The organism is Actinopolymorpha sp. B9G3 (assembly GCF_040120725.1).
GTDB lineage: Bacteria > Actinomycetota > Actinomycetes > Propionibacteriales > Actinopolymorphaceae > Thermasporomyces.
Window position 1 is genome coordinate 1 of record NZ_JBEEAB010000023.1, and the last position, 21,220, is coordinate 21,220.

General features: G+C 66.8%; 21 protein-coding genes. 9 read left to right on the forward strand and 12 right to left on the reverse strand.

Annotation, left to right across the window (positions count from 1 at the left end; genetic code table 11):
• Positions 1-285, reverse strand: a 285-nt coding sequence (locus ABNF93_RS28570) for a twin-arginine translocation signal domain-containing protein (protein WP_349331315.1), incomplete at its 3' end; no start/stop codon positions are given.
• 185 nt (positions 286-470) lie between these two features.
• Positions 471-1,613: a mandelate racemase/muconate lactonizing enzyme family protein gene (locus tag ABNF93_RS28575; protein WP_349331316.1), complete on the reverse strand. Its 1,143-nt coding sequence runs from the start codon at positions 1,611-1,613 to the stop codon at positions 471-473.
• A gap of 400 nt (positions 1,614-2,013) precedes the next feature.
• Here ABNF93_RS28575 and ABNF93_RS28580 point away from each other — a divergent pair, with 400 nt between their 5' ends.
• The 3 genes from ABNF93_RS28580 (at position 2,014) to ABNF93_RS28590 (ending at position 7,085) form a co-directional block, all read left to right on the forward strand.
• Positions 2,014-3,984, forward strand: a complete 1,971-nt coding sequence (locus ABNF93_RS28580) for an ABC transporter substrate-binding protein (RefSeq protein ID WP_349331317.1) — start codon at positions 2,014-2,016, stop codon at positions 3,982-3,984.
• A 273-nt stretch (positions 3,985-4,257) separates the two neighbouring features.
• Positions 4,258-5,442 (forward strand): phosphotransferase enzyme family protein, encoded by a 1,185-nt coding sequence (locus ABNF93_RS28585; RefSeq protein ID WP_349331318.1) that lies wholly within the window; start codon positions 4,258-4,260, stop codon positions 5,440-5,442.
• Positions 5,443-5,570: 128 nt separating this feature from the next.
• Positions 5,571-7,085 carry a cobyric acid synthase gene (locus ABNF93_RS28590; protein ID WP_349331319.1) on the forward strand — a complete coding sequence of 505 codons (1,515 nt, stop codon included), beginning with the start codon at positions 5,571-5,573 and terminating at the stop codon, positions 7,083-7,085.
• 37 nt (positions 7,086-7,122) lie between these two features.
• Here the strand turns inward: ABNF93_RS28590 and ABNF93_RS28595 are convergent, their stop codons facing one another.
• Positions 7,123-10,113 carry a glycoside hydrolase domain-containing protein gene (locus tag ABNF93_RS28595; protein ID WP_349331320.1) on the reverse strand — a complete coding sequence of 997 codons (2,991 nt, stop codon included), beginning with the start codon at positions 10,111-10,113 and terminating at the stop codon, positions 7,123-7,125.
• Between the two features lie 205 nt (positions 10,114-10,318).
• Between ABNF93_RS28595 and ABNF93_RS28600 the strand changes: the two genes are divergently transcribed.
• On the forward strand, positions 10,319-11,560 hold the full coding sequence (locus tag ABNF93_RS28600; RefSeq protein WP_349331321.1) for an ROK family transcriptional regulator: 1,242 nt from the start codon (positions 10,319-10,321) through the stop codon (positions 11,558-11,560).
• Between the two features lie 274 nt (positions 11,561-11,834).
• Positions 11,835-12,356, forward strand: a complete 522-nt coding sequence (locus ABNF93_RS28605; protein WP_349331322.1) for an SRPBCC domain-containing protein — start codon at positions 11,835-11,837, stop codon at positions 12,354-12,356.
• On the opposite strand, the gene ABNF93_RS28610 is transcribed toward ABNF93_RS28605, so the two are convergent.
• The gene (locus ABNF93_RS28610; RefSeq protein WP_349331323.1) at positions 12,349-12,987 is read right to left on the reverse strand and encodes a DUF2461 family protein; all 639 of its coding nucleotides are present in this window, start codon (positions 12,985-12,987) and stop codon (positions 12,349-12,351) included. The genes ABNF93_RS28605 and ABNF93_RS28610 overlap by 8 nt on opposite strands.
• Before the next feature lie 214 nt (positions 12,988-13,201).
• Here ABNF93_RS28610 and ABNF93_RS28615 point away from each other — a divergent pair, with 214 nt between their 5' ends.
• Positions 13,202-13,990 carry a hypothetical protein gene (locus ABNF93_RS28615; protein WP_349331324.1) on the forward strand — a complete coding sequence of 263 codons (789 nt, stop codon included), beginning with the start codon at positions 13,202-13,204 and terminating at the stop codon, positions 13,988-13,990.
• 157 nt (positions 13,991-14,147) lie between these two features.
• The gene (locus ABNF93_RS35060; RefSeq protein ID WP_502877646.1) at positions 14,148-14,249 is read left to right on the forward strand and encodes a hypothetical protein; all 102 of its coding nucleotides are present in this window, start codon (positions 14,148-14,150) and stop codon (positions 14,247-14,249) included.
• Here ABNF93_RS35060 and ABNF93_RS28620 read toward each other — a convergent pair.
• Complete coding sequence (locus ABNF93_RS28620) at positions 14,246-14,623, reverse strand: nuclear transport factor 2 family protein (RefSeq protein WP_349331325.1); 378 nt, start codon at positions 14,621-14,623, stop codon at positions 14,246-14,248. The genes ABNF93_RS35060 and ABNF93_RS28620 overlap by 4 nt on opposite strands.
• Positions 14,624-14,744: 121 nt before the next feature.
• On the opposite strand from ABNF93_RS28620, the gene ABNF93_RS28625 reads away from it, so the two are divergent.
• Positions 14,745-15,683, forward strand: coding sequence for a phosphotransferase family protein (locus tag ABNF93_RS28625; protein ID WP_349331326.1), 939 nt, complete (start codon positions 14,745-14,747; stop codon positions 15,681-15,683).
• 179 nt (positions 15,684-15,862) lie between these two features.
• On the opposite strand, the gene ABNF93_RS28630 is transcribed toward ABNF93_RS28625, so the two are convergent.
• Positions 15,863-16,858 (reverse strand): lysylphosphatidylglycerol synthase transmembrane domain-containing protein, encoded by a 996-nt coding sequence (locus tag ABNF93_RS28630; RefSeq protein ID WP_349331327.1) that lies wholly within the window; start codon positions 16,856-16,858, stop codon positions 15,863-15,865.
• Positions 16,859-17,120: 262 nt separating this feature from the next.
• Positions 17,121-17,594, reverse strand: a complete 474-nt coding sequence (locus tag ABNF93_RS28635; RefSeq protein ID WP_349331328.1) for an SRPBCC family protein — start codon at positions 17,592-17,594, stop codon at positions 17,121-17,123.
• Between the two features lie 170 nt (positions 17,595-17,764).
• Between ABNF93_RS28635 and ABNF93_RS28640 the strand changes: the two genes are divergently transcribed.
• The gene (locus ABNF93_RS28640) at positions 17,765-18,763 is read left to right on the forward strand and encodes a hypothetical protein (RefSeq protein WP_349331329.1); all 999 of its coding nucleotides are present in this window, start codon (positions 17,765-17,767) and stop codon (positions 18,761-18,763) included.
• 47 nt (positions 18,764-18,810) lie between these two features.
• Here the strand turns inward: ABNF93_RS28640 and ABNF93_RS28645 are convergent, their stop codons facing one another.
• From ABNF93_RS28645 to ABNF93_RS28665, 5 genes are all read right to left on the reverse strand, one after another.
• A complete protein-coding gene (locus ABNF93_RS28645; RefSeq protein WP_349331330.1) occupies positions 18,811-19,686 on the reverse strand; it encodes an NAD(P)-dependent oxidoreductase in 876 nt (291 codons plus the stop codon).
• A gap of 84 nt (positions 19,687-19,770) precedes the next feature.
• A complete protein-coding gene (locus tag ABNF93_RS28650) occupies positions 19,771-20,007 on the reverse strand; it encodes a DUF7683 domain-containing protein (RefSeq protein ID WP_349331331.1) in 237 nt (78 codons plus the stop codon).
• Positions 20,008-20,023: 16 nt separating this feature from the next.
• Positions 20,024-20,407 (reverse strand): colicin E3/pyocin S6 family cytotoxin, encoded by a 384-nt coding sequence (locus ABNF93_RS28655; protein ID WP_349331332.1) that lies wholly within the window; start codon positions 20,405-20,407, stop codon positions 20,024-20,026.
• The gene (locus tag ABNF93_RS28660) at positions 20,400-20,897 is read right to left on the reverse strand and encodes a WXG100-like domain-containing protein (protein WP_349331333.1); all 498 of its coding nucleotides are present in this window, start codon (positions 20,895-20,897) and stop codon (positions 20,400-20,402) included. The genes ABNF93_RS28655 and ABNF93_RS28660 overlap by 8 nt, the downstream gene beginning before the upstream one ends.
• Before the next feature lies 1 nt (position 20,898).
• A complete protein-coding gene (locus ABNF93_RS28665; protein ID WP_349331334.1) occupies positions 20,899-21,219 on the reverse strand; it encodes a hypothetical protein in 321 nt (106 codons plus the stop codon).
• Position 21,220 lies beyond the last annotated feature (1 nt).

Sequence of the window (21,220 nt, forward strand, 5' to 3'; positions counted from 1 at the left end):
CTGGGTCGTCAACCGCCACTGGCCGCCGTACGTGCCCAAACGGTCCAGCGGCTGGACGACCACCGGATCCGGCGGCAGCCGCTTCGACAGCTCCGGAAGCTTGCCTTGCTTGACCAGCTCGGCAAGCGCCGGTGCCTCCTTCGGTTTCGGCCCACCGCTGCTACCGCCACCGTCGCCCGAGTTCTTGGGCTGGGTAGAGAGCACGTCACAGCCGGCGGTCACGGCCGCCGCCACCACCGCACCACCGGCACGGAGTACATCGCGCCTACTCAGATCGAAGGACACACCTGGCTCCTCTCTGCGGTAGTGCGATGAGTACTACGTTCCCACTCGACCGTCAATGCTGGTTCGGAGTTCTCCCAGCGCCACGATCATGGTTGCCACGGCCAATAGTGGCCGTCACCACGAACCGCTGTCTCGTCGCTCCGACGGTGTAGCCGCAGTTCGCACGGTCGTCGAGGTCGCGGAAGCTAGCCCGTCGCCCCACGTGAGGAAGTGAGGGTCGGAAAGTCGTCGCGAAGGGTGATACCCAGACCGGGTGCGGTGGGGGCGTTCAGGTGGCCGTCCGTGAGGATCGACGGCCCGTCGACCACCTTGTGGAAGTAGCCGATGGTCGGATCGTGCTGGACGCGTACGGTCTCTGCCATGTACGCGTTGGGGATCGAGGTGAGCAGGTGCGCGGCCGACCACAGGTTGACCGGCCCGGAGTTGCCGTGCGTGGCCAGCGGCACCCCGTGCAGTTCTGCCAGGTCGGCGACACGCTTCGTCTCGGTGATCCCGCCGCACCAGGTGATATCGCTGATCACGACGTCGACACCGCCGTGCTCGATCAGCCGGCGAAGCTGGTGCCGGGTCTGCAGCCGCTCTCCACCGGCGATCGGCACGGTGCTCTTCTCACGCAGCCGGACCCATTCCTCGGTGTTGTCCTGTGCGATCGGATCCTCGATCCACCGCACCGGCAGCCCATCCAGCGCCACGACCACCTGCGCCGCGACGTTCGGGCTCAACAGGCCGTGTGCCTCGACCATCACCTCCATGCGGTCACCGAGTGCCGCGGCGATCTTCTCGATACCGGCGACGCCCTCCGCCAACTGCTCCTTGGTGATCAAGGCTCCGCGGGACGGCACGATGAAGCGCTCGAACGGCGCTACCTTCATGCAGGTGATCCCCGCAGCCAACAGTTCCTCGGCCAACCCCACGGGGTCGCGCCGCGCTCGCTCACCATCGGAGTTGCCCGCGTACGCACCACACGTGTTGTAGATGGGTACGGATTCGCGCACCGGGCCACCGAGCAATGAGCCGATCGGTTGGCCTGCGAGCTGGCCGCGAATGTCCCACAGCGCGATGTCGAGTGCCGAGATCGCCCGCGACTCCGCGCCGGCATAGCCGTGGTACGCCGACCAGTCGAACATCTCGTGCCAGTGCAGCGTCGACCGGCGAGGGTCGGCACCGATGAGAAACCGCTCCGCGAGGTCGCGCAACACCCCGATCGTGCGCACGTCGGCGGTCTGACCGAGCCCGATCACTCCCTCATCCGTACGCACCAGCACGAAGACGAACGGGCGGGAAAGATTCAGGTCCGGCACGACCGTCTCCACCGCGGTGATCTTCATATCCCTCTTCCTTTTGAAGCACTGGCCCGGACACTTGAAGCACTGGTCCGGACACGCTAGCCAAGCCGCTCACAGTCATGGAGCTTCCCGCCGGATCGGGCCAGCGGCGGTCGCCAACCGCCGGAACTTCTGGCCATCGAGACCTCACTCGGCCTCGTCGCCTTGCCCGGGGATCGGCCACGTCTCGAGCTGTGGCTGCTCCGCCACACGAGTGGTGTCCGTGGCCGGTTCCATTCCTGGACAACCTGCCGGGCAGTCCTTGACCGGGTCCTTTTTTCAATGTGACGATCTTCGTTTCCGTTGGCACTCACGGACCTAACGGAGTTAGAGAGGTGCCATCGCTGTCGGCACAGGCATGACCACCATGGTGGGTGGACTCTTTGGATGGGGTGCTAGCTACATGGGACTAGCGAACCGGCGACCGGCGAGGCGAGACGTACTGCGATTCGGCACGGCGGCGACGGCGATGCTAGCCGTTTCCGGGTGCGACCTGTTGTCCACCGATCCGGAGGGCGGAGGCGGCGGCGCGTCAAGCAAGAGCGGCGCCAAGGAGGCACCTGACCTTGCCGCGTTGGTGAAGGACGGGAAGCTGCCCCCACTCAAGCAACGGCTCCCGAAGGAACCGCTGGAGGTGCAGCCCACCGACCGGATCGGGCGGTACGGCGGGCAGTGGGACACGTTCCTCACCAGTGTCGCCGCCGACCCGCACCTGGTCGGGTGTCTGTCGTACGAGCCGTTGGTGCGATGGAATATCGAGAGCACCGGCGTTGTCCCCGGGATCGCGAAGGAATGGGACGTAAGCGAGGACACGCGCGAGTACACCTTCCATCTTCGTGCGGACATGAAGTGGTCGGATGGCGAGCCGTTCGGCGTCGACGACATCGTCTTCGCCTACGAGGATGTCCAGAAGAACAAGGACTTGTTTCCGGTATTCACGACGTGGCTCACGACCGCCAGGCAGCCGGCGACGCTGGAGAAGATCGATGACGTGACGTTCAAGTTCGTCTTCGCCGAGCCCAACGGAATCTTCCTGGAGAACATCGCCGCCAGCGGCACGGTTCTGACCTCCCTACCTCGTCACTACCTGGAGAAGTTCCACCCGAAGTACAACCCCGATGCGGAGAGTCTCGCGAAGGACGAAGGTTTCGCCAACTGGATGGAACTGTTCGGCGCACGTGGCGGCCTGGGTCCCGGCAACCTCGGCTCATGGCAGAACCCCGAGCTGCCAACCGTCTACCCCTGGAGAATCGTCCAAGGGATCGGCGAAGGCAACCGCCTCGTCGCCGAACGCAATCCGTTCTACTGGAAGACCGACCCCAACGGTGCCCAGCTGCCCTACCTCGACAAGGTCGTCATGGAGATCGTCGAGGAGCCCAACGTCTCCACCCTGCAGATCACCGAAGGGCGCTACAGCGTCATCACGCCCGGAATCGCCACCCTGCAGAGCAAGCCGGTGTTCGCACGAGGGCGGCAGGCGGGTGGATATCACTTCGTCGACATGGTCGAGGACCGAATGAACTTCGGTACCTTCGTCTTGAACCACAACCACAAAGACCCGGCGATGCGGGCAGTGTTCCAGAACAAGGACTTCAAGATCGGCCTGTCGTACGCCCTGAACCGCAAGGAGATCGTCAGCCTCATCATGAAGGGCCAGGGTGAGCCCTGGAACACCTCGCCGCGGCCGGAATCGAAATACTTCTACGAGCCGCTCGGTACGCAATACACCGAGTACGACCTGGACAAGGCCAACGAGCACCTTGACCTGGCTGGGTACAGCCAGCGAGACGACGAGGGGTTCCGGCTTCGCGACGACGGTAAGCGCTTGGGCTTCAACCTCCAGGTCCGAGTCAACTTCAACCCCGCATGGGCCGATATCGCCGAACTGGCCGGGCGTTACTGGCGCGAGGTCGGTGTCGACGCGCGCGTCGAGGTGGTGGCGGCCGAGTTGATCTTCGCCCGCATCGACGCCAACGATCACGAGGCCATCATGGATGACGGTGACGGTGGCCTGATTCCGTACCTGAATCCCGGTTGGTACCTACCCGCCGCCGGATCGTCGATGGCCATAAGGTGGGCTCAGTGGTACGACTCCGGCGGCGCGGAGGGCGAGGAGCCGCCGGCACCGCAGAAGCGCCAGATGGAGCTGTTCGACCAGGTGAAAGCCACCCTCGACGAGGCCGAGCGGGTCGAGCTGTTCACCGAGATCCTCAAGATCGCCGCCGAGGAGTTCTACGTCATCGGGACCGCACGGACGACCCAGCAGTACAACATCGTCCAGAACGACTTTCACAACGTCCCGGACCCATTCCTCGACGGGAGCAGTTATCCCGAGCCAGGGCCGACCAACCCCGAGCAATACTTCCGCGAATAGGCCAGCGCGCCGAAACCCGTGGTGGTGCAACGACGCGATCCAGGCTTGACCGTTCGCCCACTCCTCGGCGTGCAAGCTGCGTGCCCGTCGTGCATCGATCAGGCAGGCGTTGACGCATCGGGGACGTCATGCTTGTATACGGGCAACGTGTCGAGGGGCGCGTCGAGACTCGCCGGAAGGCTAGAAGCCACCCCACCAGACGTTGGATCAGCGTGGGTACCTCACCGCCGCTCTGAACCACCCGTGCGAGTCCGGGTACGAGAGCGAGTAGCAGTGAGAGTCCTGCCCGACACTCCGAATCTCGACTTCCTCCGTCAGGAAGCCAAAGACCTCCTCGTCGCGCTGCGCGAGACCGATCCGACGGCCGCCCTTTCCGACGCGCAACGCGCCGTCGCCGACCAGTACGGCTTTCGGACGTGGCCGGACCTGAAGGCCGAGGTCGAGCGCCGGCGCTCGATGCCGCCGACGGCCGACCCGGGACTCGCCCGCGACCTTGCTGACGCGTTCGATCTTGGTGACGTCAAGGCGCCCATGACACCGATCTCGTACGCATTCATGGGCCGGCGGTGGCGGCTGGAGACGGAGCGGGGCGTGTGGCTGGTCGGACCCGTCTTCGACTGGATCGGGAACGACCAGGCCTCTCGCGCGACGGAGCTGCGCGAGCGAGCACGTGCTGCGGGTGTCCTCGCCCCCAAGCCCGTCCGCGCCGCTGACGGTGCGCTGGTCCGGCGCGTCGGCGGGAAGAGCTGGCGAGTCGATGAGTGGATGGAACTCGGCCCTGAGGTTCTGCAGCCAGTGCGTTCATCGGTCGCGCGGCAGGTCGGCCGGACTCTGGCGACGGTGCACGAGGTGGCGATGCCCAGCGACCAGGTGTTCACACCGTTCGCACCGGGGCATCTCACGTACCGCCACTCAGACGCGGAGTGGGATCAGCTCATCACCGGAACGTCCGCGGCGGGCAAGCCCTGGACAGACGACTTGGTTCGCCTTCGAGAAGGCACGCTGAGCGCGCTCGAGTCCGTCCCTTTCCGACCGGCCGTCGAGCCGCTGGTGGTCAGCATCGCCGACCTCAACATCGGATCGGTGCGGATGGCACCCAACGACGAGCTGGCCCTGGTCCACTGGGACTTCGCAGGCCCGCACCGACCAGAGTGGGAGCTCGCTTACGTCCTCGTGCATTGGACGGTGTCCGGTCCGGCTAATCCGGGCACCGCGCGAGCGCTCGTTGCCGGCTACCGCGACCGGGCCGGTGCTGTCCCGCCGCTCGACCTCTCCTCGTTCTGGCTCACGATCACAGCGCACCTCAACTGGACGTACGACCAGTTCTGCACGGCGCGGGGCGCCATCGGCGACGAGAAGCGAGCCTACGTTGAGGCCGAGGTACAGCAGCTGATCGCCGACCAGCTCACCGTCACCAAGATCGAGCAACTCCTCGAGGAGCTACAGCCCCTGACGTAGACGCGCCGCGATCACCGTGTGCGGGAGGAGCCCAGCGGCCGGTCGGGGCGGGGGCCGCTGGGTGCGGGCGGTCGGTATGTTGCGGGTGTGGCTTGGTCGGGCGCTGAGGCGGTTGTGGAGACGTGCGGGTGAGCGGCGTCGGATTGCTGGTTGCCGGTACGACTTCTGATGCCGGTAAGTCTGTGGTGACCACGGCGCTGTGCCGGGCGTTCGCGCGGCGCGGTCTACGGGTGGCGCCGTACAAAGCGCAGAACATGTCGAACAACTCGATGGTCACCGCGGAGGGCGCCGAGATCGGCCGGGCTCAGTGGGTGCAGGCGGTGGCGGCGGGCGCGGAGCCCGAGGCGGCGATGAACCCGGTACTCCTCAAGCCGGGCAGCGACAGAAGCAGTCACGTGGTGGTGATGGGCCGCTCGGCGGGCCGGTTGGAGGCGGGGGAGTTCGCGGTCGGGCGTCAGCACCTTGCTCGCGCGGCGTTCGATGCGTTCGATGACCTTCGCGGTCGGTACGACGTTGTGGTGTGTGAGGGCGCGGGAAGTCCTGCGGAGATCAACCTGCGCGTGGGCGATTACGTCAACCTGGGGTTGGCTCGGCATGCCGGTATGCCTGCGGTGGTGGTCGGGGACATCGATCGCGGAGGCGTGTTCGCGGCCTTCTTCGGCACGGTCGCGTTGCTGGAGGCCGCCGACCAGGCGCTGGTGGCAGGCTTCGTGGTGAACAAGTTCCGCGGTGACGTCGGTCTGCTGCGACCTGGCCTTGTCGACCTGGAGCGGATGACCGGCCGTCGGGTCTACGGCGTGCTGCCGTGGATCCGCGACCTGTGGCTGGACGCGGAAGACGCCCTGGCATTGGAGGAACGGGCGCGTCCCGGCGGCGGCGGTGGCATGGATGGGTCCGTCGGGGACACGCTGCAGGTCGCTGTGGTGCGGTTCCCGCGGATCAGCAACTTCACCGATGTCGACGCTCTTGCCGTGGAGCCTGGTCTGGCGGTGCGCTTCGTCGACGACCCACGGAGTCTCGCCGGCGCCGATGTCGTTGTGCTGCCGGGCACCCGCTCGACGCTGGCCGACCTGGAGTGGCTCCACCAACGCGGGCTGGCACGAGCGGTTGCCGACCATGCGGCAGCGGGTGGGGTCGTTCTGGGCATCTGCGGCGGTTTCCAGATGCTCGGCCGCAGTATTACTGACCCCGACGGTGTGGAGGGTCGGGCCGGCGCCGCGGTGTCCGGGCTCGGGCTGCTCGATGCCGACACGTGCTTCGAGGCCCACAAGGTGGTGCGGTTGTGTTCCGGAGAGGCACTGGGGGCGCCGGCGTCGGGTTACGAGATCCACCACGGGCGGGTCACCGTGTCCGAAGGTGAGGCGTTCCTGGGTGGAGCCCGCCGCGGCACGGTCTTCGGCACCCTGTGGCACGGGATCTTCGAGGCGGACGCGCTGCGGCGGGCCTGGCTCACCGAGGTCGCCCGCCTACGCGGAGCGGACGGGTTCAAGCCCGGCAGCGCGTCGTTCGCACAGCTGCGCGAGGAGCGGATCGACCGACTGGCGGACACCGTCGAGGAACACCTCGATGTCGATGCCCTGCTGGCCCTTGCCCGAAACGGCGCACCGGCGGGCATCCGTACCATCCGGGGTGGCATGGCGTGAGGCGAGTGCCTCCGGGTCCGCACCGTCGACGTTGCGCTCAGCCGATGGCGATCTCGCCGTGGTCGGGAAGGTCGTAGAGCTCGAGTTCGTACACCGCGTACATGCTCCACGTCGTGTAGTTGGCGTCGTTGATCTTTATCCGAAGGTGCGTCACGTTGTCGAGCTCGGGAAGGTCGGCGGCCACCGACTCCATCACGCCGTCGTCCTCATCCCGTGCCCATCGGAGCTGGACGCCCCGCGCCACCGTGGTCCAGGTCGATCCGTCGGTGGACGTCTGGACGTCGACATCGGTGATGCCCTGCAGGACTCCGGACGGCGTCTGCATGACGAGGGTGTTCATGCTCTGCGGCTGGTCCCAGGTGGTCACGATCTCGTGGGGGAACGGATGGGCGTCGGTGTAGCCCTGTTCGGCGGCGAACATCGTTCCGGAATCACCGTCGACCATCTTCTGTGGACCGTAGACCACGCCGCCCTCACCCGAGCGGGTTGCGGACGCGGTGATGGTGGAGTACGACCTCGAGACGTTGGTGCCGGGTGTGTTCACAGCGCCCTTGACGAACTCGACCGTGTAGAGCATCGAGGTCGTGCCGTCGCCCGCGGTCGTACGAATGCGAAGGGTGCTCTTGCCTACCGGCACATCGACAGTGACCGTGGTGCCATCAGTCACCTGCGTACCGTTGATCGTGAGCGAGCCCTCGGGGTCGGTCAGCGACGGCGTGACGGTGACCGAGTCCCTCTCCTCGGGAATGAGGAGTCGATAGGTCGTGAGTCGACCGTCGAAGACGTAGTCCCTGACACCAGGGATGTCGAGGCTTTCCAGCGACGCGTCGCCGTGCTGTTGGCCGGGATGCAGGTGGACGCGTAGCCCGTCGAGGCGGAGCTCCTTGCCATCGAGATTCACGACCCTGATCGTGTGCGGCACCCCGGCGGCCAGGTCGCGTGCCCGGAACACCGTGGCGTAGTCGTACCGCACGGCTTCGTACAGGTCGATGATCTCGGGTTCCCCGCCGTCGACGGATATCGACACCTTTCCCGACGTCGTGCCCTTCTCGACGATGAGGTCGATTCCGGACCCGTCGAACGTGTACGCCAGTGCGTCGTCGGCGGTTTCGCTCATGGTGACCGCACCCAGGTAGGCGTACTGCCGCTTGCGGGAGAACCAGTCTCCGTCGTAGGTGAGGGAGGTGTCGGTGTCGTCGACCAGGTACGTCGAGGGCACTTCCTGGTCGGGGTAGGGACTCGTCGGGTCGGGGAAGTCTCCGGCGTCCACACCGGCGGCCGCCTGGACCACGTAGTCGTGAAGAGTCTTGATGTACGCCGGATCGAGCGTGTACTTCCGCGGGTCCTCCGGGCTCACGGCACTGTCGGCGATCCTCCGCGCGAGTTCAGGGTCCTTTTGCTGCAGCTGGTGCAGGAGTTCGTAATCCTCCAGGCCGTCGCGGTGTGCCTCGTAGCGCAGGCTGCTCTTCACCGTCAGGTGTTCCTTGTCGGGATAGACGATGTAGGAGTCACCGTTCCAGGGGCCGACGTACCATGCGTTCCACGCCCAGTGCAGGTGCCCTTGCACGCCTTGGCGTTGGAGGTTCCAGAAGAGCAACCGTCCGGTCAGGGTCGGTTGCGACCAGAACCGGTTGAGCCACGGCGGCGTGTTGACCTCGCAGGTGTACACCCACAGGTCCTGCCCGGCTGCCTGCTGTGCCTTGTACTCCTCCTTCTTCGCCTCGAAGGCCGGGGTCAGCGGCACCCAGGTGTCGACGTGATCCTTGGTCTGCTCACCGAGCAGGATCCCGTTGGGATCGGCGTCCATCGTGCGGAACTCGGCGCCGGTCTGCGCGTTGATCTGCTTGATCTTCCTGGCGACGTAGGTCCACCAGTTCTTCTGGGCGTCCGTGATCGGTTCGTCAAGGATGTGCTGGTACCACGTGCCGCCGTCCGGTCCGGTCCAGCCCTTCTCCTGCAGATGCTGGTTCAGTGCGGTCAGATAGTTCTCGAGGTACGCATCGGTCACGGGCAGCTCGTCGGGGAGTTCGGTGTTCCACGAGGCGTCCGGCTTCTCGCTGTCGGGCATCTTGTTGAGCGTGTGGATCAGGTGCTGGTTGGCGAAGGCCGTGATGCCGTGCCGGCGGAAGGTCTCCACGTAGCGGTCGAAGAGTGACCAGTCCAGATCGTCGGGAACTCCCTCGGTGAACTCGGAGAGCTCCGTGCCAGTCGCCTGGAGGAGCAGGTCGGTGCGTATCCACACCATGGTGGTCCGGTAGTCGGCCAGTGTCTGGGCGAAGTTGTCCATGAGCGTGAACCACTTGTCGCTGTAGGTCTTTACGCCGTAGTAGTGCTGCCCCACGTCGTAGGCCTGGCTGCCCTCGCCGTTCCACCTCAGCCCGTCCCAGGTGAAGCCGTTCGTCATCGTCCAGTGGTACTGATCGATGGTGGCGTCGGAGGTGGCGGGAACCGTGACGTCGAAGACGCTGACCCGGATGGGGACGACGCGGTTTCCGCGCGTGGTCTCGACAGTGACCGTTCCCTCGTATGCTCCGGGTGTCGTACTGGTGGGCACGTAGCTCGTAACGAAGATCGGTTGGGTGGAGTTTGCGTCCACCTTGACCGTGCGGTCGTTCGAGAGCGGGTCGGGCAGTGCCGACTGGGGATAGAGCTGTCGGCCCACCCGGTCGGGGAAGAACGCGTTCGGCTGGACGGTCGCGTTGTCTTCGTACTCCTCGAAGCGATGCCGCAGATGCTTGTTGTCGATGACCTTGCCGCTGGCGGAGACGAGGTTGGAGAACCGCACCCTGCTGATCGTCAGCGGTTCGATGCTCCGCAGCGCGATCTGGGCGCTTTCGTACTCGTTCCGCGCCGAGACGACTCGGATGGCGTCTCCTGCGTTCTGCGGGAGGGTGCTGGTTCGGTAGATGGTCCTGAGCGCGTTCTCCACCCAGACGTCGAACCTTGCGCTCTTCGCCTGCGCGAGGGGGCCCAGGGGGAGCAGAAGGAGTCCCATGACGATGATCAGGGAAGGGGCTCTGGTCCGCATCGCTGTCCTTCCGGAGGCGGATCCGGCCCGAGGACCAGCCGCCGCATTCACTCAGCCGAACGAGGAGATGACGAGGAGGGGTTGCGCGACAAGGGTGGGACGCATCCGGATAATAAGTCAAGGGTTCCATGAAAAAATGGTTGCTCCGGGCCTCACCCCGCCAGGACCATAGGGTGACGCCGACAGCGCCGGAGAGGAGAGGTGGATGTCACGCGCCGAGTCGGCGACGCCGCCGCTGCTGCGTCGCCTCAATGCCGGGCGGGTCCTCGACGTACTCCGCTCCGGTGGGCCGCTCAACGTCGCGGAGCTCGCCGCCGAGGCCGGCCTGTCGCGCGTGACCCTCGACGCCGTCGTCGAGGACCTCATCGGACTCGGACTCGTGGCGGAGGTCCCGAAGTCGGCGACCGATGGTGCGCGAGGACGGGGACGCCCGCCTCGGCGGCTCCGCTTCCGCGCGGAATCCGGCTACCTCCTCGGCGTGGACATCGGGGCACACCGGCTCGAGGTCGTCGTCACCGACCTGCTCGGCGCCGTCGTCGGAGGTCGAGAGCGCTCAGTGGACCCGGCCATGAGCCGGCCGCAGCGCCTTCGCGCGGCGCGTCGGATCGCCGCATCGGCCATGGACGACGCCCGCGTCAGCCCGTCCGACCTTCGAGCCATCGGTGTGGGAACGCCTGGAATCGTCGACAGCCAGACCGGCACCGTGACCTACTGCAACGCCATGGCGGGCTGGTCCGGTCTCTGTCTGGCGGCCGAGTTCGGGCGCGGCTTCGACTGCGCCGTCGCCGTCGAGAACGACGCGAACCTCGCCACTCTGGGTGAGTGCTGGCAGGGCGCGGCGCACGGCGTCGACGACGTCGTACTCCTCCTGGCTGGTGATCGGATAGGTGCCGGGATCGTCATCGGCGGCGAACTCGTCCGCGGCAAGCGTGGCGGCACCGGCGAGATGACGTTCCTCGGGCTGCTCAGGGACACCGATTCGTCCGAATCCATCGAGGAGCTCCTCCGGGCTGTCGTCCGCACCGAGGTCGACCAGCTGATCTCGCGCCGACAGGTCCAGGGCGAGCCGGTCCGTACTCTCCTCAGAGGCCTTGCACCGCTGCACGGCGTGCAGGTCGACGACCTCGACAGGACCCTCGCCGCCGCGCAGCGCCGCCAACGGGCCGCCGTCCGCCAGGTGGAGACCGCTATGGAAAGGACCTGCGCGGTCGCCATCGTCATCACCACGCTGGTCAGCCCGGAGCTGTTCGTCATCGGCGGAAACGCCTCAGCCTCCGGGGACATCATCCTTCCGGCCATTCGTGCGGCACTGGACGGTGTCTCGGGGCCAGGGGTCGAGCCTCCTCAGGTCGCCGTCTCGACGCTCGGAGAGCGGGCCGTCGCGCTGGGCGCGATACGTAAGGCCCTCGACCTCGCGGTGCCGCACCTGCTCGATGCGCAGGGATGATCCGCGCGGCGCGGCGTTGTCGGTTCCGATGCCGCCGACCCTGATCTTCCGATGCCGCCGACCCCGATCTGCCTCGACGCATCGCTGACGCCTCGAAGAACTCGGGACGTATCGCTTTGACAGGCAAGTGACGACTTGCCTATGGTGGGTGTTGCGGCGGACGGGACGCCGGCCTGGTCGAGAGCCGCCGGGAGGGCCGCGACAAGGTCCATCGACAGATTGCGTACTGGGCGAGGCGCCTCAACGCTCTCGAACGACACCTCAAGGAGAACTCATGACCGAACCCACCGCCTACGGAACTCTGGAAACGATCGACGGTCGCTCAGCGCTGCGCTTCGAGCGCACACTCGCCCACCCGATCGAGCGCGTGTGGCGGGCCGCCAGCGTGCCAGCAGAGCTCGAGCGTTGGTTTCCGGCAGCCGTCGACTGGACGCCGGAGGTGGGCGAGACCTTCGAGGCCGCCGGCGCGACCCTTGAGGTGACCGAGGTCGATGCACCCCATCGCCTGGCTTGGGTCTACGCCGGCCAGCCGCAGAGTTTCGAGCTGACCACTCAAGAAGGTGGCTGCCGGTTGATCTTCACCCACGTCATCGACGACCCGGCGCTCGCAGCGCAGACCGCAACCGGCTGGGAGACCTACCTCTCGCGGCTCGAGCCCCATCTCGTCGGTGAGCACCTCTCTGAAGAGGCCGCACACGAGCAGTGGGCGGAAATTCACGAACGCTACGCCGAGCGCTTCGGGGTCGACCCGACGCCGGGACGGCGCTTCGCGACGGCCCTGCGTCAAGTCACGTGACGTCCGAGTCCACCACTGCGTGGTCGGCGAGCCACGACATCAGCGGCCGCAGGTCCTCGAACGCCGCGAGCACGTGGTCGACCGCCTCCGGGGTGTGCAGCCATCCGTCACATCCGAGTGGCCGCCCGGCGGACAGTGTGCGGTGCCGTAGCAAGTCGGCACGCGGATGGTCGGCCGGATAGCCCCGCGGAACCCGTTTCATCACGTCGCCGGTGATGTCGTAGCCCCGCGTCCGCAGTGCCTCGACGATCGTCACCAGGGCGGACCCGGACGTGTCGTCGGCGACCGCCGCCCGGAAGGCCTCGCGCTCGGGACCGAAGTACCACCCGCCACCGTGGACGTGCAGCCCGTCGAGGTCGAAGATCACGCCGAGCTCGACGCCGCGCTCGATCAGGACGCGCGCGGCCTGCCGCTGCCAAGGCCAGAGCATGATGCGAAAGCCCCACACCGAGAAGTCGTCGTAGGTGGCGTCTGCGTCGGCGACGTCCTGGAGGAGGGCGATCATGGGCCGGCGTACCAGCTGTTCCCGCTCCTTGCGAAGGGTCTCCCGGAAGGCCGCCGGAGGATCGCCCTCGAGCTTGAGCAGCACGTCGAACGCCTGCTCCGGCCAGCCGTTGAAGCGTCCACTCATAGCGCCACTCTGCCACCGCCCACCGACGTCCCCACCACGCTGCGGCGAGCCTGCCCACAGGCAGCGGGGGAGCGCTCGCCTAGGGTCACCGGCAGCTCGGCTCGTTATCCTCCAAGACGGTGGCCAAGACGCCGAGCAGCATGTCGGCGTCGGTTCAACTGGCGTTCCGCTGATCTCGTTGAGTCGGCCTGATGGCGGGTGCGGAGGTGGCCTCATGGGTCGTTACGTCGGAGAGGATCTGCGCCGGCATGCCCATCGCAGGGTGGCCGGTGAGCTGCGCGCCCTGGCCGACCGCATCGAAGCCGGCGACCTGCCGGAGGCCGGCACTGCTGTCGACCTGGCCCGCAAGATCGAACGGATGGTCAAGGAGCAGCGTCCGGCCAAGAATCCGGGGGAGCGGACGAAGCAGGCTCGGGCATTGGCGGGAATGTTGTCCAAGCGCACCGGTGCCAAGGTTCGCTTGTTGTACCACGCGGGCAGAGGCGGATCGACGAGGATCGGCACCTACACGGTGGAATGGGCGAATGGACCTACCTCCACGACGATCCGCCAGCTTGTCACGGAGTTCGCCGGCCAGGTGCCAGCGCTGGATGTCAAGCAGCTGTCGTACAGCCGTAGTCACGGGACGCGCGTGGAGGTGGCGTGCCTGCTACGCCATTTCGACGCGCATCCCGAGGAGGGCCGATCTGTCAGCTTGCGGCGAAGCGTAGGGCACGGCAGGGAAGGCAACGGGCTGGACCGGTTCGCTCGTGAGGTCGCGCGCGACGTCGAGTATCCGGAGCGCATCGACGAGGAGACGGCCCGCCGGGTCAAGGCGGTCTACTCACTGGACAGCCATGGACGGGTCGATGGCATCACGCCGACGACGGACGCGTGGTTGAAGCTGGGCGATCACCTCACTTCCCATGGATGGCCCGCGACCCGTGCGTGGCTGGATGAGATCGCCGCAACCGAAGGCGATGGGAAGCCAAGGTCTGATGAGACCACCCGATATCCGGAGTGACATCGCGTCCCTTGCCGCGTACCTGCCTGAACGCTCGAACATCATCCAGTTCCAACGCTGATTCGATCGCTTCACCGACCGTGAGCTCGCCGACTGGGCACCACTGCAGCATGTCTTCCACCGCCGCTACGAGGGGAAGCACCCGCCCATCGCGCTCCTGGATGAGCTACCGCAGGAGACGTCGCTCCACCACGCGATTGTCACCCATCTGCGAAGCGGCGGACGTTGGTACAACCGAACAGGATGGCTCCGTTCCTAGTGCCCATCGGGCTGGTCCGGGGCGAAGGGCCACTCCTCGAACCCGACGCAACGGCCGTCGGCGTCGAACTGCAGAATCCACAGGTCGCGCCAGCGCGCCGCGTCGTCCCCCAGGTAGGCGACCTCGATCCGCACCACCGCAGTGTTGCCGTCGACGGCGACGACGTCGCTCGTCATTGCGAACGCCTCGTCGGGGCCGTCGCGCTCGGCCTCCCACCATGCGCCGAGCCGGGCCAGTCCCACGACCGGGCGTGCCCACGGCGACGGCCGGTAGGACACGTCCGGCGAGAACAGCTCGGCAAGCGGCTCCGTACCTGGTGTGCGCCACACCCGCTCGTACCCGGCGACCCACCTTTCGACGCCTTCTCTGTCCACGCTCGCCATGCTGCCAGGCGCAGGCGCCGTCCGACGTCGTCACGAGGACGTGAGGTGCGACTGGCTGGGCGAGCTAGAGTCACGGCCGTGTTGTGCAGGACATTGCCAGCGGAGTGGGCTGGTGGACGCCGATAAGGCCGACACGGTGCCGTACGGCTTCGACGACGACGAGACGACAGTCCGACTCTTGCGGTCCGCACCGCCGAGGCAGGCGCTGGCGTGGGCAGAGCACGCTCTGAGCGGCACCGTCGAGTCGGTCGAGGTCCTGCAAGGGGGACTGTCCTCAGCGATGCACCTGCTGAGGCTCCGCCGTGGGACAGGACTCCGGACGGTGGTGCTACGCCGCTACGTCCGGCCAGAACGCCGGGCCGAGTGGCCAGACCTTGCCGATCGGGAGGCGCGCACCCTGTCCTTCGTAGAGTCCATCGCCGCGCCGACACCGCGGCTGCTTGCCGTCGACCCGACCGGAACTCGAGCCGGGACGCCTGCCCTGCTCATGACATGCCTGCCCGGCCGCGTCGAGTGGGTGCCTGAGGATGTGGATCCGTGGCTGCGCCGCATGGCGGAAGTGCTGCCTACGATTCACACCGCCACCCTTCCCGCGCCAGAGCAGTTCCCGGAGCACGTCCCCGACACTCCGAGCGGCTATGAACCACCTCATTGGACACATCGGCCCGAACTGTGGCAGCGAGCGGCCGAGGTCTTCCACCAGCCGGCGCCTGGGGACACCAGAGGGTTCATCCACGGCGATTTTCACCCCGGCAACCTGCTGTGGCACCGTGCGTCGGTCACTGGTGTGGTCGACTGGCAAGCTGCCAGCATCGGATCCCCGTCTGTTGATGTGGCGAACTGTCGCGGCAACCTCTTTCGCTACGGCCTGGATTTGGCCGACCGATTCACCAGGTACTGGGAACGCCTGACCGGCGAACGGTTCAACCCCTGGGCCGATCTTGTCGGAACCATCGGCTACCTGGACGAGCTGCGCGACGACCGGCCCTCCGACTGGCGGGAGCTCGAGGAAGCCCTCGCCCGCGCTGTCGCCGAACTCGACGGCTCCTGAACCACGAACGCCCTCGTTCCTGGGATGTAGCCCCTGCCGCCGCAGGCCCTCGAAGCGGTACCGACAAGCTGGTCGACCTCGACCGCTGGCTCGCCGTGCACGCACGTCAGCTCATCCACGCCATGACCGTGCCACCTCAGTAGGTTCGTGCGTTCGACCCTGACTCCGGTCAAGAAGGTTCAACCGACCTTCTCGACGACCTCGCCACCGACGAAGCGTTCCTTGGCGTACGGAACCTCCCGTCCGTTGGTCAGATGGTCCCGCCGAAAGCGGCTGAGCTTCGGGAACGCGAGGACGACGGCGCCGGGAACACTGGCGACGAGCACCAACGCTCCGTACACCACGGCAGTCCTGACTCCCTGAGCGGCAGTCAACCCGGCGGCGCCGAACGCCCATGCGGCCACGCCTTCGCGCGGTCCCCAACCACCGATGTTCACCGGCAGCCCCATGGCGAGAAGGGCCAGCAAGGTCAGGGGGACGAGCTGCGACAGTGGTGCGGTCGCGCCCGCAGTGCGCGCCGCGACCAGGAACGTCGCCAGGTGGGCTGCCACGGCGACGGCGGAGGCGAGGACGACGCCGAGACAGGTGCCCTGAGTGAGGAGCCCGTCGCGGATGTCCGCCTTTGCCGTACGCAGCGCCCGGAGCCGCCGCACCAGGCTGTTTCGTGGCACGGCACGCGCCAGGAGTACGACCGCCAGACCGCCTACCAGCACCACCGCGGTCAGGGCGGGCATATGTGGTCGTAGAGGCGAGGGGAACGCGAACAACACGATGATCGCCAGGACGACCAGCACGACCTGACCGGCGGAGCGCTCCCACACCACCGCACGGACGCCACGGCCGATGTCGCCGGCATCCCGTCCGTGCCGCACCGCGCGGTCGGCGTCTCCGAGCACACCACCGGGCAACAGCGTGTTCAGGAACACGGACCGGTAGCAGCGGGCCACGGCCGCGCCGATGGGCAACTGGACGCTGAGGCCCCGAGCGACCAGGCTCCATCGCCAGGCGGAGCTCACGGTGGCCACGCAGCCCAGGACGGAGGCCGCCGCGACGGCGCTGCCGTCGATCAGGCGGAGTCCGTCGAGGAACGGGCCGGTCCCCAGCCGCCAGACCAGGAACCCGAGGACCGCCGCGCCGCCCAGCGTTCGGACCCACGTCCAGGACCGCCGCGTCACGGAACCGCCCGAGCAGGGTGCGGGCGTAGGACTCGCGCGGTTGCGCTGTGCAACGTTGGCCTCCTCGACAAGCGCCTGTTGTGACACACGCGCCAGGTGGGCGGCCGGTTCAATCTGAGCCGGCGAGGATGTCGCTGCGATCGACCACGACGCCGATCTGCCTCCTCGGCTGACGACTCGTGTGCATGCCTCAGCGTGGGGTTCGGCGATCGTCTCCGCCGGGGAAGTCCGGTATGAACGCTCGCGGGAGGGTGTCACCTACTCAAGAGGGGTCAGGTCCCTCGTGCTCGGCAAGTGCGGCGAGTCGGTCGAGTGAGCTCTGCAGCTTGTCTGCCGTGGTCGCCCGAGCGCGTGGGAACCGACTCTCGTCGGTCAGCCCGGTCCAGTCGTAGGTGTGGGTCACCCGCGTACGCGACGCGTCGATCGGCTCGAGCTCCCATCGCCACAGGTGGCCCGGCGGTTGCTGACCCGGCTCGGCCGGTCTCCAGGCGATGCGCTGACCCTCCACGAACTCGACCACGTGGTTCTCTCGGACCTGGCCTCTGGTGAGGGTCATGCTGAAGACATCATCGACAGCGTGGACTCGCTGCCCAGCGGCCGCCTCCGACAGGTTGTCGTTGCCATCCCAGCGAGGCTGTTGACTGGGGTCAGCGATGAACTCGAAGACGTGCCCGGCACCGGCCGAAATCTCCCGGCTGGCGCTGACGACGCGGAGATCCTCACGGTGATTGGTCATCGCCCTATCGAAACACACGACGCGTAGCCTGCCGGCGACTGTTGCCGGCCGCTTCACCGTCCCGCCGGCGGAAGGTGCAGAGCAGATCTCGATGAACCGGGTGCTCGACGCGATCTTCGGTGCGAACGGATAATCATCCGTTACACCGCGCGAGCCGGGAGGTGTGAACCATGGACGAGGCTGCTGTGGAGTGGCTGCTCGACTCCGAGGAGCCGGCGGTCCGGTTGGCGGTTCGCCGCGACTTTCTTGATGAGCCGGCCGAGGAAGACGCAGAGAGAATCCTGACCGGTCCGACGGTGACCGCGCTGCTGTCCGGTCAGCAACCGAACGGTGGGTTCGGGGGTGTCGGTGGTCCGTACGCCAAGTGGACTGGCGCGCACTGGAGGCTGGTCTCGCTGGTCGACCTCGGCGTACCGGCCGCGGAACCCCGCGTCGCACCCGCCGCTGAGCACGAGCTCGCGTGGATCGCCCGCCAGGGGCCCTACCGTGACAAGCCTGCCGAGATTGGCGGGTTGGCCCTCCTGTGCGGCTCCGTCGGCGGGAATGCACTGGCCGTCAGTTCACGCCTGGGCCTGGCCGCCGATCCACGGGCACGGAAAGTCGCCGAGACGCTGATCTCCGCTCAATGGCCAGACGGCGGGTGGAACTGCGACAGCAAGGCGTTGGGTCGCCGCTCGTCGTTCCACGAGACGCTGTCCACGGCGTGGGCGTTGCACGAGTACGCAGCGGCCACCGGTGACCAGGCCGCCAGAGCCGCTGCCGAACGCGCTGTCGAGCTCTTCCTGGAACACCGACTGCTGTACAGCCTGGGTACCGGCGTACGGCGGCGAGGCCGCGCGCACCGACGCCCGGCAGGTGAGGTCATAAACCCGCGGTGGCTGGAGCTGCGGTACCCGTCGTACTGGCACTACGACATTCTGCGGGTGCTCCTCATCCTGTCCCGGATGGGCAAGCTCGGTGACCCCCGTGCCGGCGACGCTCTCGACGAGCTCGAACGCCGTCGCCTGCCGGACGGTCGTTGGGCTGCCGACGGGCGATGGTGGAACCCTGCCGGCAGCTCCACCACACCCGAGGTCATCGACTGGGGACAGCCAGGCCAACCCAACCTGATGATCACCCTCAACGCCCTGCAAGTTCTGCACGCCGCTGGCCGGGTCTCGTTCGGGTGACTTTGACGTGAGCAGCTTGGGGGCTCCGCTGCGTGGCGATGGTGGAACTATTGCTCGGCGTTCACCTGAACGTCCATGCGGCGCTCCCAGTACGTCACGCAGGCGACCTGCGACCAGTGTGTGTCGCCGTGCTCGAGGGTGTCGCCGAACACGTCGCGCAGCAGTTCGGTGAACGGCATCGCCGCGCCGACCTCGGCACCACTACGGAGTGCGTAGCCGAGATCCTTGTGGTGCAACGCCAGCTGTCCCCCGTCGCCGAAGTCGCGACGCATCATGCGGGCCATCGCCCCTGAGCCAGCGTTCGTGTCCCGAAGAGCCTCCACTATGCGGCCGACGTCGACGCCCGCCTTCGCGGCGTACGCGGCTGCTTCGGCGACGATCGCCGTGTTGACGCCGGAGATCATGTTCTGCACCAGCTTGGTGACATGGCCGTGCCCGTGCGGCCCCACCAGTGTGGACTTGTGTCCCACGACGTCGAAGAGGGGTTTCGCCTCGTCGTACCACTCCTGCGGCCCGCCGGCCATGATGACCATGCCGTGCGGGCTGCCCAGGGTGATCGGCGCGTCGATCATGCGTACGCCCGCGCGTTCGCACAGCTTCACCAGGCGCAGCGTACGTGCCGGGAGGCTTGTGCTCATGTCGACCAGGAGACGCCCGGGTGGCAACAGGCTCAACAGGCCACCATCCCCGGCGACGACCTCGTCGACAATGTCGGAGTTCGGCAGAGACAGCAGGACGATCTCGGAGGCCGCCACGAGCTCGGCGAGGTCGGCGGCACATGCCGCACCGTTGGCCCTCGCGCGAGACTGCGCCTTCTCCGACGGGTCGAGGACCGTGACCCGATAGCCAGCTGCGGCCAGGTCTTTCGCCATGCGGCCGCCGACGTTTCCGGCTCCGATCAGACCGACTGCTCGAGACACCATCTGCTCCCTGGAATCGGCGCTGAGGGCTATGGAATCGACCTCACCGCATCCCGGATCTCGCTTCTGCTCCCTCCAAGCGGAGGCCTAATCAGTCGAGGCCTCGAGGAAATAGTCGATGTTCGGATCCAGTTCGATGCCGAGGACGGCGGCGACCCTGTCGCGGTTGGCCTTGGAGACTTCGTAGGAACCGCCATACATCAGCTCGTCGTCGCCGTAGTCGAACAGCGGACGGAGTTCGAGGAACTTCTCCTCCGGAAACTCCTGCGAGAAAACAAGCTTGTCGTCTTTGCCGAAACCAACGATCTCACGAACGACTGCCATGCTGCCTTACCTGCTCCTATGGTTCGACCTTGCGGGTCGGATCTGCTGGTTTGGTCTGCTCACCGTCGGTGTTGTACTCGCCCTGGTGCCGGCCACGCTTGTCGTACTTCTCGAACGTGCCGTGCTGGCTGTCCCACTCGTAGATGTTGCCATCATTGTCCTTCCAGCGCTTCCGAGTACCGCCACCACCTTGGATCGGGGTCTTGCCGCGCTCCCGGGTCGCACCTGGGAATGGCGTGCTCTTCGGCGGAGGATGGTACTTCTGGCCCGGGGGAGGCTGTCCCTTGCGTGGAGGCGGGGCCTTGTTGCCCGCAGGAGGTACGGCATCCTCTGCGCGTCTGCCGATCTTGGAACCCATCGACTTGGCGGCCTTCTTGGCGCGATTCTTTCCCTTACCCAACGAGGGCCTCCAGTGCCTGGTCGATGAGCAGGTCGATGGCCAGGCCGGTGGCGTACTTGACAGCCGGGATGATCAGGAGTGAGGCGCCGAAGGTCTCCGGCGCCGCCACGATCGCCGCTGCGATGGTCTGGACGAGGATGACCAGCTGGACGATGACGAGGATCTTGAGGATGAGTACGGCCGCGGCGCAGACAAGGATGACGATGCCGACGACCGTGACTCCCTCGGCGTCTTTGCGCAACGTGTCGATCGTGTCGCCGGGCTTGGACCACGCGGCCTTGAACTGGTCGATGGCGTCGTCGTGGTTCTCGGTCCAGACCCGCTCAGCGGCCTCGTTCGCTTGCCGGGCGACGTCCTCGAGCTTGGCCTGAAAGTCCATCCAGGTCTGCCCGATCTGCATCATGCGGACCTCGTCGGCGTCGGGCCAGGTGAAGCCGAGCTCGTCCATGACGCTGATCGCCCAGCCAGGAAGCACCATGCCTTGTGCCATGTCAGTCTCCCGGCCAAGCGTCGTCGACGTGCTGCACGTTTCTCTTCTCGGCGTCTTCGTAGTTTTCCGCCATCACCTCGAGGGCCTCGGCGAACCAGTGGATGCCATCGACGACCGACTCGATCCCTTCGATCAGGACGACCTCCGCCTCGTCCAGACCAGAGCCCACGACCTGGCCGACCATCTCCGCCTCACCGGCTGCTGGCCCGACGCCGTACATATCGTTGAGGAACGCGTCGAACTCGTCGTCCAGCCGGTTGGCGGTCTTCTCCAGGTCCTTGGCGGAGCTTCGGATCTTGTCCGGATCAACCTGCTTCACCATC

Coding starts and splice junctions, on each gene's coding strand:
- ABNF93_RS28635 (WP_349331328.1), bottom strand. CDS start 17,594: ATGACCAATCACCGTGAGGATCTCCGCGTCGTCAGCGCCAGCCGGGAG.
- ABNF93_RS28665 (WP_349331334.1), bottom strand. CDS start 21,219: ATGGTGAAGCAGGTTGATCCGGACAAGATCCGAAGCTCCGCCAAGGAC.
- ABNF93_RS28610 (WP_349331323.1), bottom strand. CDS start 12,987: ATGAGTGGACGCTTCAACGGCTGGCCGGAGCAGGCGTTCGACGTGCTG.
- ABNF93_RS28615 (WP_349331324.1), top strand. CDS start 13,202: ATGGGTCGTTACGTCGGAGAGGATCTGCGCCGGCATGCCCATCGCAGG.
- ABNF93_RS28575 (WP_349331316.1), bottom strand. CDS start 1,613: ATGAAGATCACCGCGGTGGAGACGGTCGTGCCGGACCTGAATCTTTCC.
- ABNF93_RS28650 (WP_349331331.1), bottom strand. CDS start 20,007: ATGGCAGTCGTTCGTGAGATCGTTGGTTTCGGCAAAGACGACAAGCTT.
- ABNF93_RS28600 (WP_349331321.1), top strand. CDS start 10,319: ATGTCACGCGCCGAGTCGGCGACGCCGCCGCTGCTGCGTCGCCTCAAT.
- ABNF93_RS28605 (WP_349331322.1), top strand. CDS start 11,835: ATGACCGAACCCACCGCCTACGGAACTCTGGAAACGATCGACGGTCGC.
- ABNF93_RS28595 (WP_349331320.1), bottom strand. CDS start 10,113: ATGCGGACCAGAGCCCCTTCCCTGATCATCGTCATGGGACTCCTTCTG.
- ABNF93_RS28580 (WP_349331317.1), top strand. CDS start 2,014: ATGGGACTAGCGAACCGGCGACCGGCGAGGCGAGACGTACTGCGATTC.
- ABNF93_RS28660 (WP_349331333.1), bottom strand. CDS start 20,897: ATGGCACAAGGCATGGTGCTTCCTGGCTGGGCGATCAGCGTCATGGAC.
- ABNF93_RS28645 (WP_349331330.1), bottom strand. CDS start 19,686: ATGGTGTCTCGAGCAGTCGGTCTGATCGGAGCCGGAAACGTCGGCGGC.
- ABNF93_RS28640 (WP_349331329.1), top strand. CDS start 17,765: ATGGACGAGGCTGCTGTGGAGTGGCTGCTCGACTCCGAGGAGCCGGCG.